Origin of the sequence: Paenibacillus tyrphae (assembly GCF_027925525.1) — a bacterium.
GTDB lineage: Bacteria > Bacillota > Bacilli > Paenibacillales > NBRC-103111 > Paenibacillus_G > Paenibacillus_G tyrfis_B.
Genome location: NZ_BSDJ01000009.1, coordinates 221,568 through 237,007 on the forward strand (window position 1 = coordinate 221,568; position 15,440 = coordinate 237,007).

A 15,440-nucleotide genomic window follows, 5' to 3' on the forward strand; every position below is an offset into this window, starting at 1 on the left:
AATACGGCTTCCTTAGGCCAGGAAATCCCACAATTTACGGATGGCCTGCCCCCGATGGCTGAGCGCATTTTTCTCTTCGAGCGTCAGCTCTGCCAGCGTCCGGCCGAGCTGCGGGACGTAAAACAACGGATCATACCCGAAGCCCCCGCTGCCACGCGGCTCGCGGATGATGACGCCCTCGCACGTCCCTTCGACTTCGGCAAGCGGCGTTCCTTCCGCATCTACGAGCGCAATAGCGCTGACGAAACGGGCGGGGCTGAGCGCTTCGGGATGAGCCGCGTCATCCGGCCGGGGCAGCGGCTCCAGCTTGTCCAGCTCGCCGACGAGCTTGCGGTTATTCGCGGCGTCGTCCTTCGGCTCGCCCGCATACCGGGCGGAGTATACCCCCGGTGCGCCGTTCAGACGATCCACGCATAAGCCGGAGTCGTCCGCCACCGCAGGAACGCCGAGTCGCCGGGCCACCGTTCTGGCTTTGATCAAGGCGTTCGCCGCAAAGGTATCTCCGTCCTCGACGATGTCCGGGATCTCCGGGTAATCGAGCAGGCTTTTGACCGCGATGCCTTTCTCCCGGAACATCTTCTCGAATTCCTTAAGTTTACCAGCGTTTGTCGTCGCGATGACGACCTCAGCTCCGAGCCGCATGGGATGCCCCCTTAATGCGTTCGGCAATCGGTCCAAGCGCCAGCGCCTGCTCCCGAATCATGCCCTGGATGCCCGTTTCGGCCAGCGCCAGCAGCGCGTCAAGCTCTTGCCGGGAGAACGGGGCTTCTTCTCCGGTTCCTTGCACCTCGACGAATTTGCCTTGGCCGGTCATCACCACGTTCATATCGACCTTCGCTTTAGAATCCTCTTCATAGTTCAGGTCCAGGCACGGCTGCTCCTGAATAATGCCCACGCTCACGGAACCGAGAAAATCGGTGATCGGGAACCGGCTCAAATTCCGCTCCCGCGCGATTTTATCCATTGCGATCGCCATAGCGACAAATGCGCCGGTGATCGACGTCGTCCGTGTGCCGCCGTCCGCCTGAATCACGTCGCAGTCCAGCGTAATGGAACGTTCGCCCAGCGCTTCCAGATCGACGACGGAACGCAGTGCCCGTCCGATCAGCCGCTGAATTTCCATCGTACGTCCGCCGAGCTTGCCTTTGGCCGCTTCGCGCTGATTGCGGACCGAAGTCGCCCGGGGCAGCATCGAGTATTCGGCCGTCACCCATCCTTTACCCTGCCCTTTCATAAAAGGCGGAACCCGTTCCTCCACCGTCGCCGTGCAGATGACCCGAGTATCTCCCACTTCGATCAGCACCGAGCCTTCGGCGTGTTTATTGTAATTGGTCGTAATTTTCACAGGACGCGCCTGATCGACTCTTCTCCCGTCGCTTCTCATTTAAGTCTCATTTCCTCCTTTTGGCTTTCACGTTCCCATTGTACCAGAGCGCCTCAGGAAAACCAAACGGGCCTGCGGAAACGAAAAATCGCTCCTTCCGGAAGCGGGCCGCACAGGAAGGAGCGTTCGTTTATGAGGCATGACGCTACAGCTTCAGCTGATTCACGGTTTGAGGCCGGGATACGGGCTTCGCGTAGCTTTGATTATCGGTTGCGCTTACTTTGGCGTCGCCGTTCACGAGAATTTGCACCTTGGCGGCCGCATTCGTATTCTCCGTAAGCGACAAGACGACCGCTTTCAACGCTTCGGCAGGCGCCTTTTTATCCGGGCCGAGCATTTTGTCCGAGAAATTGACGGTAATCAAGTCGTCCGTTTTGTCCACCTTGAGCAGCTCGGCTCCCGGAGCCATGACGGCAACCAGACCTTTCTTCTGATCCGGTCCTGCAATAAGCTGCCGGATGACCGCTTCCGAAACGTTGTCCGTCCTTGGGACGAGCCGGGTAACGGGCACGTAATAGCTGTAATTTTCCTGATTCTGATTTAGAAAATACAGCGTAACCGGCGTCGATTGTCCGTACTCGACGCTTCCCGGCTTCTCCACGTTGATTCCGATCGCCCGGGTCAGCGGTTCGTCCAGCGGCGTGCCGCCGACCGGCATTTCTTTCAAAGGCTTGCCCTCGACGCGAAGCTGCACTTTCTCTACCGAAGGAAAGCCCGTCAAGGTCCAGGTGACGGCTTCCATAATTTTTCTTTCGTCCTGCAAGTTATAATCCGTAAACATTTTGGAAAAATCAACGATAGCCAGTTTTTGATCTTCCACGATGTTAATGCCTTTAATTTCGGTACCTTTGGGAAGGAGGCTTGTAAATCCGGCCGGCAGACGTCCTTGTACCGGACCGCCGTCCACCATGTATTCCAGCGCCTTGCGGGCGGCGCCCTGGGTCTTCTCGACTTGAACGGCAATCGGAGCGACGAACCCTTTTTCATCCTTGGCGTAAACCGTCACCTGCATCGGATTGGTAACCGTTTGGGACATTTTGCCGCTTGTGGCCATGGCGTCCGCTCCGACCGGCGGAGGATCGATTTGCTGCGACTGTTCCTTCTTTCCCAAAGGCGAGCAGCCGGAGGCAAGCAGAGCGACCATTCCGACAGCGGCGGCCCATCGTATCCATTTGTATTGTTTCATTGCGTGTTCCTCCTTGGTATTGGGTGTTGTCCGTTTTTACTTTTATGTATACGGGCGGCAGACAAGTTTATGACACCAATTTGTCCGATTCGGAGGACGATTTCGTTTATGGTACTTTGGACGGATATATCCTTGATTTGTACGGTACTAAAAGCCTATAATATAGATGTGTTTTTCCAAAAAGAGGTGATTTCCCATGGAAAACCGTCTTCATGATTTCGTGCCTGACGACCTATATCGGGCCGTTGTGCGTCAATCTCCGGATTGGCTGTGGGTACTGGACGAGACCGGTTCGCCGGTCGGCTTGTCCCCGGAACCCAACTACGGCTTGGCCTTGTTCCGCTGGGTGTACGAAACCGATCTCCTTCCGCTGCAGCAGGCATGCCGCCGGCTGCTTCAAGAGCGCGAACCGTTCGCGATGACGTTTCGGGCCGTGCTGCCGGACGGAGCTCTCGTATGGCTTGAAGGCCAAGGATATCCGTTAGCATGCAAGTCTTCGGGATGGCAGGCCGCCTTGGCAGCCAAAGACATCACGGCGTTCAAAAAGCAGGAAGAACGGCTGACCCGTCTGGCTTACTACGATCCGTTGACTCAACTGCCGAACCGCAGGCTGTTTCAAGACCGTTTTAGCCAATCGCTGAATATGGCGAAGCGCTACCACCATAAGCTGGCCGTCATTTACTTGGACCTCGATGATTTTAAACGCATTAACGATACATACGGCCATGCCACCGGCGACGAGCTGCTGACCATGGCCGCTTCCCGTCTCTCGCATTCCATCCGGGAGCCGGATACGGTCTGCCGGATGGGCGGCGACGAGTTCGTCGTGCTGGTGCAGCAATTTGAGCACCGCGAGGATGTTGCCAAGATCGTCGGCAGAATCGCGCAGACGCTAAACCAGCCTTTCGAGCTAAACGGCCAAACGATGAGCATTACGAGCAGCATCGGCGTTTCCTGCTATCCCGAGGACGGGCATGATATCGAAACGCTGCTGCAGTGCGCCGATACGGCGATGTATGCATCGAAGCAGCAAGGTAAAAACCACTTCCGGTTTTTCTCGGATTCCTAAGGAGGCCTCTATGAGCTACAGCTTGAACAGCAAGCAGGTTGCCGAAGCTTCGGCCTTGTGGCTGACGAAGCGCGGCGTCACCATGGAAGATATGGCGGAGCTTACTTATTTTCTGCAAAAAGATTATTACTCTAACCTGACGATGGACGAGTGTCGGGAAAGCGTGGAGCAGGTCCTCAGCAAGCGGGAGGTGCAGAATGCCATTTTGACGGGGATTCAGCTCGACGTGCTGGCCGAGGAGGGCAAGCTGCTGTCTCCGCTTCAGGAGATGATCGAAAACGACGAGGGGCTGTACGGCTGCGACGAAATCCTGGCTCTGTCCATCGTCAATGTGTACGGCAGCATCGGGCTAACCAACTTTGGATATATTGACAAAATCAAGCCGGGGCTGGTCGGGCGGCTGAACGATAAGAGCGGCGAGCACAAGCACACGTTCCTCGACGATATCGTCGGCGCTATTGCGGCGTCCGCCAGCAGCCGCATCGCCCACCGCAAGCAGAAAGAGAAGGAAAGTACGCAGACGTAATGGAAAACGGCGCTTCTCCGAGGAGAGCGCCGTTTTTGATTGTAAATCCGTTGGTTAACGCCTATCGGTTATTTCAATGTCGCCAACGATTCGGCTACGGTTTGCAGGTCTGCTTGGGACAGCTTGTCCGAGCTAAGAGCAATATAAGTCTTGTCCAGCTTCAGGTGCAGGGTCTTGTGCCCGTCAGCCGTGATCCATTGACCCGTTCCGTTGCGGAGCTTTACTTCCTGCTTCGACTCCACCTTGCCGCTCGGCTTGATCTCTTCCGGCGATTCCATGATCGTCATCTTGTAATATTTCAGCGTCAGCAGCTTGGCGCTGGTGCCCATCTGATCGATCTTATCGTCCGAGGCTCCCCGCTCCGGCAAATAATGCGTCGGAACGCCGGCGGTTTTGGCCGTCGTGGCGACGGTCGTCCGCTCCAATTCGCTGTACTGAAGCTGACCCATCTTGATAGGAGCTTCCTCCGGCGGCTTGGCCGCCTCTCCGCCTTGACCGGTCTGACCCGGCGGCGTCGTCTGTCCTGACTGGCCTGGCGGGGTCGTTTGCCCCGGTGGAGTCGTTTGTCCCGGCGGTGTCGTCTGCTCCGTCGGAGTGGGATCCGGGGTTTTCGGCGGCTGGGCCGCCTCTTTCTTGCAAGCTGTCAGCGTCACGGTGAGAATCAGTGCGGACAACAGAGCCGCCGTTCTCATCCATTGTGCGTGTTTTTTTGTTTTCATCGTCAAGCACCTCCGTCGAATGTAACCCTAACCTGCAGATCGATTCGAGCGCGGGTGAGGGCGTCACGCCAGCGGTCCTGGTTCCACACGCCAGGATATTGCTGCCGCACGGACTCCCCCAAGCGCAGCGGATCGGAGCGCAGGTCTTGAAGCAACCGGATCAATTCCGTTCCTTGCCGCTGCAGGTTCGATGCCCAACTATCGGCGGTAACGGATGGTCCACCGGGCGAAGCCGCCACCCGCATCACCATGTTCAGCCGGGGCTGCTTCAAATCGCCGTTGCTCGCAATTTCAGCCCGGCAAGTTATATTACGCAGCAGCGGAGAATCGGTAGCAAATCGCGTCACATCCGAAGACCATTCGAGCTTCGGCAGACCGTAACCCCCCATCATGCAAGCGAGCAGATTGCTTTGGGACGAGGTCAACTCAGTCACAAGCTCTTGTTTCTTAAACAAAAGCGCCCGGGTTGAAACACCCGATCGGCTGGGAATATTGTCCATTGCGGCCGGACTTGCGGACAAGTAGGGCAGGACCACATCGTCCTCGTACGCGCTCCCCGCAAAGCGGAGCGGATCCGCGGTCCAGCCTCCTTCCCGGAGCCGTGCAATGCCGCCGTTCATCGTGTCCGGGCTGCTGACGAACCGTTCGGCCGTCCCTTCCACCACCGCCACTAGCGGTCTGCGGCCCTGCTTCACGCCGAGCATCCGGATCTGCCTCGTCCACGAAGCCGGGAAGCCGTGCGAGCGCGCCCAGGCTTCGCCGATCGCCACAAGCTCAGGCGGCCGGTTCCGCTCCCATCGGTAAGCCGCAGCCTGGAACGAAACAAACGATTGCATCCGAGGACCGGCATTCGAGTATGGCTGAAGCGGGCGGCCGGACGCAGGCGGTCCGTAGCCCGTCGTTACGCGAAGGCCGCCGGGGCCCTCGTCAATGCCTGCGGCTACGAGCCTCGCTTCCTCCGCCTGTAATGCGCGAGGCTCCGCATCCGTCAAGCGGACGCACCCCGCCACGGGCAGCAGGCAAGCCGCAGCGAGCGGCAGCGATACGGCCCGGTTCATTAAGATTCGCTTTATGTTCAAAGGAAGCCGCCTCCAGTTGAAAAAATAGTCCGATAACCGTTAACAAAAAAACGCGTTACAGATCATCTACTATTCCCCAATGGCTTCCTTTTTATTCCAGACCTAGTTTTTTCACACCCGGCCTAGATCAAAAAGCGGCCGACTCCATCGAAAAACGAGTCATGCCGCCTGGCAGCCGGTCGGTCGAAACCGGCGGATTGGATTCGTACTACGCTTGCCGGTAAAATACAAGCCCCTCGCGTACGCTTTCGGTCAGCTTGCCGGCTTCACGCAGCCAGATCAGGTGCGCAATCGTTTCCGACAGCGCAAAGCGCAGCTGGTGCAGGCTGAGCCGCTCCCCGAAGGTCGCCGAGCATACGTGATACGCCGTGGCCGGCTCCGCAAGCTTCGACCGCATCGCCTCCAGACGCTCCGCATGATGGGCGATCAGCTCGTCGGCCCGCTGCTGCAGATGGCCGAAAGGCTCCCGGTGACCGGGAAAAGCGAGCCGCACCTCATAGCGGCGAATCGCTTCCAGGCTGGCCAAGTAGCTGGCAAGCGGGTTCTCGTCGATCCCTCCGGGCAAATAGCTGACGTTCGGGGATATTTGCGGAAGCACGTGGTCCCCGCAGAACATGACGGCCGTCTCCGCCCGGTAAAAGCACAAATGCCCTGCGGCATGCCCCGGTGTCTCGATCGCTTCGTATTCCTCGCGGCCGAGCCTTACGCGCTCCCCGGCTTCCACGACGGTGACTACCGGCTGCGGCGAAACGGACGCGACAAAGCTTTGCAAATGCTCCTCCATCGGCTTCACCAGCTCCTCCGGCAGCCCTTCCCGCCGGAAAAGCCCGATGATCTGCTGCGTCATCGGCTGCCCGTCTCCCCAGAGCAAGCGCGTCTGGTGAAGCCCGCTCCGCGACATCAGCACGGGCGCGCCGGTGCGCTCCTGAAACCATCCGGCCAGCCCGTAGTGGTCCGGGTGATGGTGCGTCAGCACGATGCGGTCGATGTCGGAGTAGCCGAGCCCAAGCTCCGCAAACGCCGACGTCCAGACGGCTTCGGCCGCCTCCGTCCGCAGCCCCGGGTCGATCAGCGTCCAGCCGCTCTCCCCCGGCAGCAAATAGCTGTTTACCCAGCGCAGCGGAAACGGCAAGGGCACCTTGATCTGGAGCACGTCGCCGTGCTTCGTTACGCTCCCGTGGCGGCTTGATGGCGATCCGTCCATATTATACGTCCCTCCTGCCGACAAAGATCATTCGTTTCGATCGGTCGGGTTCATAAGCCGAGGCGTCGTAATCGCCGTAAATGGCGTCGATTTTCAGGCCTGCCAGCTCTAGCATTTCCAGGAAACGCTCCTGTCCGATCAGCTTCACCTGCTCCTCGTAGACCCGCTCGCCTGATCCGCTTCCGTCCTGCAGCACGATCGTTTTACGCACGAATCCGTCCTCGATCCGGCGTTTCTCATCGATATGGATTCCTTCGACGCTTCTAACCGAGTGCGGTACCAAATGTTCCGCCACATAGGCCGGATTCAAATAATCGATAATGAACCGCCCGCCCGGCGCGAGCAGACGGTACATTTCCCGCAGCACCTGCTCGTTGTCCCGATCGCCGGAAAAATAACCGAATGACGTAAATAAATTGACGATCGCATCGAACTGATCGGTTATCGGCACGTTGCGCATATCCCCATGGACCCAGCGTACTTCGCCTGCGGTATCCAGCTTTCTCGCTTCCGCCAGCAGCACCTCCGACAAGTCCATTCCGGTAACCCGAAAACCGAATCCGTTCAGCGCCATCGAATGGCGCCCCATGCCACAGCACAGGTCAAGGACTTCCGCTCCCTCGGGCAGCTCCAGCCACTCCATCATCCGGCGCACTTCCTCATATGCGCCTTGCATATCGCGATGCTTATAGACGAGCAGATAATCCCGTCCGAAGCTTTTTTCGAACCATTCGGTCATTTCGCTTTCGTCCCTTCTATCCCAAGCTTGCCTAGACAAACTAAGCCCTATTTTACCAGAAGGTCCCGCCTGAACGCACGTTTTTGTTCGAAACTGCCGTTCGCGCTGAAGCGGTACTTCGTTTTTCTCAAGGAAGGATAGCGGGTCATCGGGGACTGTAGTATAATTAACGGTTGAAAACGAAAAAGACTCTTCTGGCAACGGAGGAAAAAGATGACAACCGCCATTGAACAGCGCATCGCCGGGCGTAAGCATAAAGAAATTTTCGAGCAAATCCGCAAGCAGGGGACGGTCTCCAAGATCGATCTGCTGGAGAAAAGCGGGCTGACGGGCAGTACCTTAACCCGGACGCTGGAGGAATTAACGGCCCAAGGGGTTATTGCGGAGGCCGGCTTCGGCGAATCGACCGGAGGACGCAGGCCGATTTTGTATACGGTGAATCCCGATTATGCCTATGTGTTCGGATTGGATATATCACGAATGTACTCCAAGCTTATTCTATTCGACCTGCAGCTGAGCAAGCTGGACAGCAAGCGCTGGGTCATGACGGAGGATGTCACCCCCGAGGTGCTGCTGGAAGAGATTGTGGCCGAAGCCCGCGCCATGCTGGATCGCCGCTCTCTTCCGGCCGACAAGGTGCTCGGGATGGGGATCGGGGCCGTCGGGCCGCTGGACCGGGCTTCCGGCATGCTGCTGGAGCCGCTTCATTTCGCCGCCGCCGGCTGGAAAAATGTCAGCGTCACCGGCTTCCTGGAAAGCCGCCTCGGCTTTCCGGTACTGCTCGACAACGGAGCGAATACGGCGCTCATCGGCGAATCGTGGTCGGACCGGGAGCGCGATTACCGCCATTTGCTGTACGTTCACGTCGGCGTCGGCTTGCGTTCGGCCATGATGACGAACGGGCAGGTCGTCTATGGGGCGGTGGATATGGAAGGGTCGATCGGCCAAATGATCATCCAAACGGACGGCCCCCGGCTGTGGAATCATGGCAACTTCGGCGCGCTCGAATCGTACGTTTCCATTCATGCGCTGGAGCAGCAAGCGCAAGCCCGGCTCAAGCAAGGCCGTGACAGCCTGCTGCTCCGTCTGGAACCCGACCCGGAGAAGATCGGGTTCGCCCATCTCCAGAAGGCGCTGCAGGCCGGCGACCCACTGACGGTCGAGCTGTTTACGCAAGCGGCCACCTATTTCGGCATCGGGCTGTCCAACCTGCTTAACATTTTGCATCCGGAGAAGGTCATTCTGGGCGGCTCCTTGATCGGCGGCCATACCGGCTTCTTCCATACCGCGACGCGCGTCGCGATTCAAAGAACATACTATTATCCCAAATATCAGGTGGTGTTCAGCCAAGGCGCGCTCGGCGAAGAAGCGCTCGCCACCGGGGCGGCGCTGCTGATCGTGAACAAGCTAAGCGCGGTATAGATTGGACGGGGCCGGGTACGTGACATGGTACCGATGGCGGGGTGTCGGGATCCATGAACCCGGGACGAGGGAGCAGGTGATGAAGGGCTCCGAGGGACGCTGGCGAGTGCCGGCGGCCAAATGCTGACGGCCAGACGCCGGATAGCCAAGAGCGGATGCCCTAGACTTTCACCAAAATTAGCGGAACTGCACGTACCCTATGCCCCCAGAATTCGCCTGGCATTTCAAAATAGCGAATCTGTCTGTGGTGCGCTAACAGCCCTATTTTAGGGGATATGAACATTTTTCGACACGACTAGAGCACATGGGGAGACTGTCGATTAAATTGTACCCATTAGACTTACTTCCCCTGTTAAAGCTGAAAATTGGGGGATTTCTGCAGATTCTCGGGTGCAAATGGGGTGTAGAATGTCAGCATTTCGAATTTCTTTTTTTCATGACGCCGGTAAAATTGGCAACGAGAAACCAGAGGAACGTTTCCGCACGAACCCCAAGGTGAGTGGATTTCTTTGTTTAACAAATTGCTTAAGGTTAACGACCATGCTCACAACCTTCACGTACACGCGACGCTTCTCTCTGGTGCGGGTACGGGCGTGACCGAGACCGTTATGGTTTTTCAATTCGTTATTCTTGCGTTCGATGCTATTTCGTAGTTGGAAGAGCTGTTTAGCCTGTTCCGTCTCATTGAATGCCTTGGCTTCTTGGAACTCGTCGTAATAGTCGCTAATGAATACCTTCCGGCCATGTACGCTGGCTGTGCACTGTTCACGAAGGCGGCATGCCAGGCAGGTCGTCTTCGGAAAGTGGTACTGCGTTCCTTCCAGCTTCCGGTTGTAGGACTTTTTCTGGGTAACCTGCCCGGCCGGGCAGGTTACCGTGCCAGCTTCTACGTCATAAGAGAAGTTCTCGTTCGAATACAAGCCAGTAAAGTTATCGCTGACGCCTTGGAGTGGTGCTGCAAAAGTAATCCCCTTAATCTTCAAATCGCGACGATGGTAACCACGGCCGTATGCGGAGTCGGTCACCACAATGGCAGGCTTCACACCATGCTTCTGCTGAACCACATCCAGCAGTTCCTGCAGGCGATCTCCGTCCGTCTCATTGCCGGCAATCGGTTCAGCCACTAGCACCATATCGTTGGCGGCAGACATGACCACCTGGATTTTGTCACCTCTATAGGTGATCGACCTTTTCTTACTGACTCGCGCATCCGGATCCACGCTGCTAAGCAGTTGGTTCGCAGGCCGGTCTTTGCGCGGGCGCTTGCGGAAGGCGTCATTCGGATCATCCGGATCGCCAGGCATGGTATTCTCGGTGAGAATACGGAATAGAATCGCTTGCCTCTCTAGGGAAGCGAGTTGCCGGTCACGGTCCTGCCAAGACCAGAAAATGGGGCGAATCGTCTCCTTTTCAAACCAATGCAACAGCCCGTATGCAAGGACGACCAGCCGACTGAAAGTAGCAGTGACATCTTCGGGCGTCGGATCGGCCGGTAGCTTGGCGATTAGTAGCTTCAGGTCCAGTTCCAGTCCAAGCTGCCGGTATAGCACGCGGTGCGCGCGTTTAAGATGACTGAGTACACGGAGAACGGCTTGCTTGATGAGACGGTAAGCCGACAGCCGAGCGATGTGCCCGTTGGTGTGAAACGAGTCGACAAGCCAAATGTCCTTGTTGTCACCCCAGAGCCCCTTCTGTTTCGCTTGGGCGAGAATGTGGTGGTGACACGCATCAAATAGTGCAGAACCCATTCGTTCCTGGTCAAGTCCGATCGTACTGTGATCGAATCCGATGAAACTAACCGGTAAACCCAAAAAACGTTTAATGAACAAATCGCCAATTACACGCTCTTCCATTTCGCGGTCAGAAAGATTGTAGTAACGCTGTACAATATGCAATTTCAGTTTAAGTGAAGGCGCGTATGGTTTTGGTCCACGGGTAGAGTAAAGTGGCGCACAGATCTCGTCGGCAAAGCTGAAATCGAGTAGTTCAGCTGCCCGACTCCAGACGGGATGTTCCGGTAACACCGAGTATACTTCCAAATCGGCGAATGACATCTGATCCAACTGTTTGTAGCGCACCTGCTTCAACCCTGCCGCCTCCCCTCATAGTAGTAATATTATACCATGAATAACGGAGATTTTTCGAGAAATACAGAGAAAATGAGTTGTTTTATTAGTATTTTGGCAAGTGCACGTCAGGGAATTAATCGACAGTCTCCTGGGTTCCGCTAACCCCGATACAACGTTTAATATCCTCGCTTAACGCACCTTGCCGTCGTCTCTTGCCCTCAACGGCATATCAAAAAGGCGCCCCCGCAATGCAATGCAGGGACGCCTAATTTTAGGTTTCCTCTTCCAAACTACCTAAGCGGATGCTTCGCCATCCTCGGCCGAATCGCCGTGCAGCTCTTGGAACAGCTGAACGAGCTTGCCATGCTTGCGCAGCGATTTTTCGTGAATCAGGTTCAGCTTGCCGTTGTCCAGCACTCCGAATCGTTCGATCAACTGCTCGTTCTCGTGCGTCCAATCGAAGCCTTCGAAGATGTTCAGACAATTGGTCCAGTTCTTCGTATATTTGCCGTCCGTGAACAAATGACGGTGTGCATACAGCGCGACGCTTTCCTGCATGGCGCGGGACGCCGAAGTGTACTGCGGCAGCCCCGGCTGCTCCGGCATGAGAGGAATCAGCGTGCTGTAGAATTGGTGCAAGATCTCGATGTACGTGGACGGGTCCTGCTTGATCCGGCGCGCCAGCTCGTAGGACGGCTGCATTTTGCCGGTAAACAGCATCGTTGCGGTCGAGTACATCCAGCTGAACGACGTAAAGTTTTTGTTGTAAGCAGTCAGGTTAGCCCGTCGCTCTACGCCCGCGGACTTCAAGAAGACGTTGTGGTCCACGACCTGCTGAATGACGACGTTGAGCGGATCGATCGAGTCGAACGAATGACCGAGCTCTTTGCTGACGAGCTGAACCTTGGAGTTGATATCCCCGAACAACTGCTTCTCTTCTTCCTCGCTCAGTCCGATGTAGATTTGCACCGCCAGCTCGCTTTCCATTAGCTCCAGACGGCGGCGTTCCAGCTGCTCGACCTGGCCTTCCAGCTGCTCCAGCTCGCTTGCGATCTCCGCATTGTCCGGCGCTTTCCGGTGCTTGATTTTCATGGCGGCGACTTTCTTGTCCAGGCTGCGCGCTTCTTTGAGCATTTGCTCGTTCACGTAGCCGAGAGCGAGAATGCGGTGCTGGCCGTCCAGAATGCTCAGCTTCGAGCCGGGACGAAGGTACAGGCCATTCTGCACCTTAGCCAAGCTGCTTACGTCGCGCAAGCTTAAGGTGACCGGACCGAAAAAGACGCGGTCGAGCTCGCGCTCCTGCAAGTAGTTGGAAATTTTGCGGCGTTGTCCCCCGCTCAGCTTCCGCTGCACCATCGGATCGATGGTGGTGTAGTTAAGCAGATCCTGCACTTGTATCGCAACCGTTGCGAGTCCGAACCGATCGCAAAACGGATGTATGGTCATTTGCAAATTTAAACCGTCCATTAACCGACGTCCTCCTTAGAGCTATCTCCCGGAAAAGCTTGCTGCCCCATCGAATCGTCGCGGATCAGGAACATGTGGTGCTCCACGTAAAAATCTTTGACGAACTGATACGCTTTTACGATGCGTGAGCGTCTTGGCAAACGGTCTTTCTCGTCTCCGCTGTAAATAGCGCTCCAGTCGATATGCGGCAAAATTTTGAGCGCGTAATCGAGCGCGTATTTGTTGAACGTGCCGGTTTTCGTTACTTCCTCGTGGAAGAACATCGCCAGCGCGATCTGCAGGTTTTCCGTCCAGCAGAGCTCGCCCTTTTCCGGCTCCGGCAAGTATTTGAGCAGGCTTTCGAAATAGAGCGCCGCCAACTTCAAATGCTCTTCGATCTCTTTTTCCTCAAAATAGTACCCGTTGTTGCGCGCCGCCGACTTGAGCCGTCCTTCGAACAAGCCGATCAAAATTTCGATCAGCAAGTGGTAGGAGAACAAATACTCCGGCCCTTTGCCTCGCTCCGTAAACATGTCGACAGGCAGATTCTTCATCACAGGCGCATCTTCCACCAGCCTCGAGGCCAGCACGTGATAGAACCGGCGCTGCTCGCGGAGAACGGCCAGATTTCCGCCGATTTTGCGCGGAAGCTTGTTGATGTCGGAGAACAGCTGCCGCTCCTGACGCGCGTTGATGTCCAGGTAGATCATGGTGGACATCGGGAAAGCGTACAGCTTGCTCAGCTTCGCGCTGATTTCCTCCATGCGGTCGTACTCCCGGCGGTCTTTTGCCCGGGCCATCGCGCCCTGCAGCGTTTCCATCAGGCGGCGGAAGGCGGCAAGCCGGTGCTGGCCGTCCACGACGTACAGCTTCTCGATCGCCTGCAAACGGTAGACCCGCGCCTGCGCGTCATACTCTCCCGCGCCGCGGGCCGAGAGGATGATCCCCGGAAAATAAATGCCTTGTCCGTGATCCAGATAGAGCATGATATAGTCCATCATCTTGGACAAGTTTTGCGGAACGATGGAGCGCTGAACCTCCAAATCCACTTCGTAGATGGCGAACAGCTTGCTCATCGGAAGCGTGGTCGAAAGCGTAGTCTGTCCGAACGTCCGGGACATCGCCCCGGGGATTTCGATATACGATGACGCTTTCTGCTCCGCCAGCAGCTCCGACAGAGATGAAATTTGATCCATAACCGTTTTCCTCCTTGGCTTACCTCGCGTAAAGCTATATGCATATAGTTTACTATAATAGGTTCATATAATTCCATTATACACCGGAAAGACACGAAACATTCAGGATATTGGCAAAATATGCGTCTTTTTTTTCGTTTTCCGAACTTGCTTTTTTGAAAAAGAGCAAAATAAGAAAAAGCCGACACTTCAGAATGAAACGTATCGGCAGGTTACGGAGCTATGATGGATTCGTCCCGAACGGACGCCGGCTAAGGCATTCGGCCAGCGGCCTTCAGGAGCGGCCATATGCGCACTTCCAGAGCTTCCGCATAATGAAGCAGCGGAGGAACGTCCGGCATGAACGGAAGGCCGTTGCCCGTCAGCATCGTATTCTCGTAAAGCTCGGCTTCCGCCTTCTGCAGCGGCCAGGGCCGATGATGGATGTCGCAGCGCATGACGTCCCGGCGCCCGTTCAGGGTATACAAGCAGTAGCGTTCGGTCAGCCAATGCTCCAGCGAGCCCGGCTTGGCCGTATACGGCGCCGACACGGGCCGATAACGCGCGGCAAAAGCGGGGCCCCCCTGCCGGCGCTCGCTCCGGTAAAACACGGTTTCGTTCTGCACGGTTACGCCCATATCGGCCCGGTAGTACGGAAGATGATACAGCCATCTGGCCAGCTTGACGGCAAGCGTATGCGCCGCATCGAGGCTGAAAAAATAAACGCCGGGCTTGTCATGGAGCGTGACGTACGTCCTGACGTTAAGCTCCGGAAACCGGCTCGTTCCCGGAATCGGCGGCAAGCCGCGCAACCGGATATCCGTCATCCGGAAAGGGACGACGGCCAGCCACGCACTGCCCTCGAAGGTATCCAGCGGCAGCTCCTTCGGCACGTAAGCGCGAACCTCCTCCGCCGGAACGGGCCAATGGGCAAACAAAAGATTGCGCCAAGTCTGCTTCATGATCCACGGCAGCGCAGGCAGCGACCACGGGCGGTGCGCGGTATCGAAACGGTCAGGCTCCACATCTGGTCCCCCTTGACTCCATGTCATGAACGAGTACAAACCCGCGAATCGCTGGAAGGGTCGGCTTAGACGACCCCGCGCTTGCTGCGGGCCCCATTGATGGTTTATTGGTGTTTCAATTTAACGTCCGGTCGAAGCCTTGCAATTGCTCCAGCTCCTCCAGCCCGGCCCAGAATCCGACGGCAAACCTCGCAAGCAGCGCGGCGCCGAGCGCCGTCGTCTCGGTCACTTTCGGCCGCACGACGGGAACGCCGAGCAAATATATAGGAAAAAGGTTGCAAAGGGAATCTATCACAAGCCCGATTTCGCTGTCAAGGTTGATCCGAAGCCGGTCTCGTGCTATGATAATGTTAACAAGTTAATCAGGTCAGAGATCAAGAGAAGACCGTGAGCAAGC

The 15,440-nt window shown here is 56.6% G+C and carries 15 protein-coding genes; 3 read left to right on the forward strand and 12 right to left on the reverse strand.

Annotated features, from left to right (window positions below; all coding sequences use genetic code 11):
• Positions 1-12: 12 nt before the first annotated feature.
• The 3 genes from QMG93_RS13365 to QMG93_RS13375 all read right to left on the reverse strand — a co-directional run bounded on the left by QMG93_RS13365 (position 13) and on the right by QMG93_RS13375 (position 2,570).
• Positions 13-642 (reverse strand): XTP/dITP diphosphatase, encoded by a 630-nt coding sequence (locus tag QMG93_RS13365; RefSeq protein ID WP_281937168.1) that lies wholly within the window; start codon positions 640-642, stop codon positions 13-15.
• Positions 626-1,384 (reverse strand): ribonuclease PH, encoded by a 759-nt coding sequence (gene rph, locus QMG93_RS13370; protein ID WP_281937169.1) that lies wholly within the window; start codon positions 1,382-1,384, stop codon positions 626-628. Before rph ends, QMG93_RS13365 begins: the two co-directional genes overlap by 17 nt.
• Positions 1,385-1,529: 145 nt before the next feature.
• Positions 1,530-2,570, reverse strand: a complete 1,041-nt coding sequence (locus tag QMG93_RS13375) for a GerMN domain-containing protein (RefSeq protein ID WP_281937171.1) — start codon at positions 2,568-2,570, stop codon at positions 1,530-1,532.
• Positions 2,571-2,766: 196 nt separating this feature from the next.
• Between QMG93_RS13375 and QMG93_RS13380 the strand changes: the two genes are divergently transcribed.
• Positions 2,767-3,639, forward strand: coding sequence for a sensor domain-containing diguanylate cyclase (locus QMG93_RS13380; RefSeq protein ID WP_281937173.1), 873 nt, complete (start codon positions 2,767-2,769; stop codon positions 3,637-3,639).
• Positions 3,640-3,649: 10 nt separating this feature from the next.
• Positions 3,650-4,165: a phosphatidylglycerophosphatase A gene (locus QMG93_RS13385; protein ID WP_281937175.1), complete on the forward strand. Its 516-nt coding sequence runs from the start codon at positions 3,650-3,652 to the stop codon at positions 4,163-4,165.
• 68 nt (positions 4,166-4,233) lie between these two features.
• On the opposite strand, the gene QMG93_RS13390 is transcribed toward QMG93_RS13385, so the two are convergent.
• The 4 genes from QMG93_RS13390 to QMG93_RS13405 form a co-directional block, all read right to left on the reverse strand.
• Positions 4,234-4,884, reverse strand: coding sequence for a hypothetical protein (locus tag QMG93_RS13390; protein WP_281937176.1), 651 nt, complete (start codon positions 4,882-4,884; stop codon positions 4,234-4,236).
• Positions 4,885-4,886: 2 nt separating this feature from the next.
• Positions 4,887-5,963, reverse strand: a complete 1,077-nt coding sequence (locus tag QMG93_RS13395; protein ID WP_281937178.1) for a Ger(x)C family spore germination C-terminal domain-containing protein — start codon at positions 5,961-5,963, stop codon at positions 4,887-4,889.
• A 208-nt stretch (positions 5,964-6,171) separates the two neighbouring features.
• Positions 6,172-7,167 carry an MBL fold metallo-hydrolase gene (locus tag QMG93_RS13400; protein ID WP_281937180.1) on the reverse strand — a complete coding sequence of 332 codons (996 nt, stop codon included), beginning with the start codon at positions 7,165-7,167 and terminating at the stop codon, positions 6,172-6,174.
• 1 nt (position 7,168) lies between these two features.
• A complete protein-coding gene (locus QMG93_RS13405; RefSeq protein WP_281937182.1) occupies positions 7,169-7,906 on the reverse strand; it encodes a class I SAM-dependent methyltransferase in 738 nt (245 codons plus the stop codon).
• Positions 7,907-8,119: 213 nt separating this feature from the next.
• Between QMG93_RS13405 and QMG93_RS13410 the strand changes: the two genes are divergently transcribed.
• Positions 8,120-9,328, forward strand: coding sequence for an ROK family transcriptional regulator (locus QMG93_RS13410; protein ID WP_281937184.1), 1,209 nt, complete (start codon positions 8,120-8,122; stop codon positions 9,326-9,328).
• 434 nt (positions 9,329-9,762) lie between these two features.
• On the opposite strand, the gene QMG93_RS13415 is transcribed toward QMG93_RS13410, so the two are convergent.
• The 5 genes from QMG93_RS13415 to QMG93_RS13435 all read right to left on the reverse strand — a co-directional run bounded on the left by QMG93_RS13415 (position 9,763) and on the right by QMG93_RS13435 (position 15,284).
• Positions 9,763-11,406 (reverse strand): transposase, encoded by a 1,644-nt coding sequence (locus QMG93_RS13415; protein WP_281937262.1) that lies wholly within the window; start codon positions 11,404-11,406, stop codon positions 9,763-9,765.
• Positions 11,407-11,691: 285 nt separating this feature from the next.
• The gene (locus QMG93_RS13420) at positions 11,692-12,864 is read right to left on the reverse strand and encodes a DNA sulfur modification protein DndB (RefSeq protein ID WP_281937186.1); all 1,173 of its coding nucleotides are present in this window, start codon (positions 12,862-12,864) and stop codon (positions 11,692-11,694) included.
• On the reverse strand, positions 12,864-14,039 hold the full coding sequence (locus tag QMG93_RS13425; RefSeq protein ID WP_281937187.1) for a DNA sulfur modification protein DndB: 1,176 nt from the start codon (positions 14,037-14,039) through the stop codon (positions 12,864-12,866). The genes QMG93_RS13420 and QMG93_RS13425 overlap by 1 nt, the downstream gene beginning before the upstream one ends.
• A gap of 251 nt (positions 14,040-14,290) precedes the next feature.
• Positions 14,291-15,043 (reverse strand): YqjF family protein, encoded by a 753-nt coding sequence (locus tag QMG93_RS13430; RefSeq protein WP_281937189.1) that lies wholly within the window; start codon positions 15,041-15,043, stop codon positions 14,291-14,293.
• Between the two features lie 115 nt (positions 15,044-15,158).
• A complete protein-coding gene (locus QMG93_RS13435) occupies positions 15,159-15,284 on the reverse strand; it encodes a hypothetical protein (RefSeq protein ID WP_309299672.1) in 126 nt (41 codons plus the stop codon).
• Between the last annotated feature and the right edge of the window lie 156 nt (positions 15,285-15,440).

Excerpts from the sequence above, each read along its gene's own strand:
- QMG93_RS13400 (WP_281937180.1), bottom strand. The coding sequence starts at position 7,167 with ATGGACGGATCGCCATCAAGCCGCCACGGGAGCGTAACGAAGCACGGC.
- QMG93_RS13410 (WP_281937184.1), top strand. The coding sequence starts at position 8,120 with ATGACAACCGCCATTGAACAGCGCATCGCCGGGCGTAAGCATAAAGAA.
- QMG93_RS13390 (WP_281937176.1), bottom strand. The coding sequence starts at position 4,884 with ATGAAAACAAAAAAACACGCACAATGGATGAGAACGGCGGCTCTGTTG.
- QMG93_RS13420 (WP_281937186.1), bottom strand. The coding sequence starts at position 12,864 with ATGGACGGTTTAAATTTGCAAATGACCATACATCCGTTTTGCGATCGG.
- QMG93_RS13365 (WP_281937168.1), bottom strand. The coding sequence starts at position 642 with ATGCGGCTCGGAGCTGAGGTCGTCATCGCGACGACAAACGCTGGTAAA.
- QMG93_RS13385 (WP_281937175.1), top strand. The coding sequence starts at position 3,650 with ATGAGCTACAGCTTGAACAGCAAGCAGGTTGCCGAAGCTTCGGCCTTG.
- rph (WP_281937169.1), bottom strand. The coding sequence starts at position 1,384 with ATGAGAAGCGACGGGAGAAGAGTCGATCAGGCGCGTCCTGTGAAAATT.
- QMG93_RS13405 (WP_281937182.1), bottom strand. The coding sequence starts at position 7,906 with ATGACCGAATGGTTCGAAAAAAGCTTCGGACGGGATTATCTGCTCGTC.
- QMG93_RS13425 (WP_281937187.1), bottom strand. The coding sequence starts at position 14,039 with ATGGATCAAATTTCATCTCTGTCGGAGCTGCTGGCGGAGCAGAAAGCG.
- QMG93_RS13375 (WP_281937171.1), bottom strand. The coding sequence starts at position 2,570 with ATGAAACAATACAAATGGATACGATGGGCCGCCGCTGTCGGAATGGTC.
- QMG93_RS13380 (WP_281937173.1), top strand. The coding sequence starts at position 2,767 with ATGGAAAACCGTCTTCATGATTTCGTGCCTGACGACCTATATCGGGCC.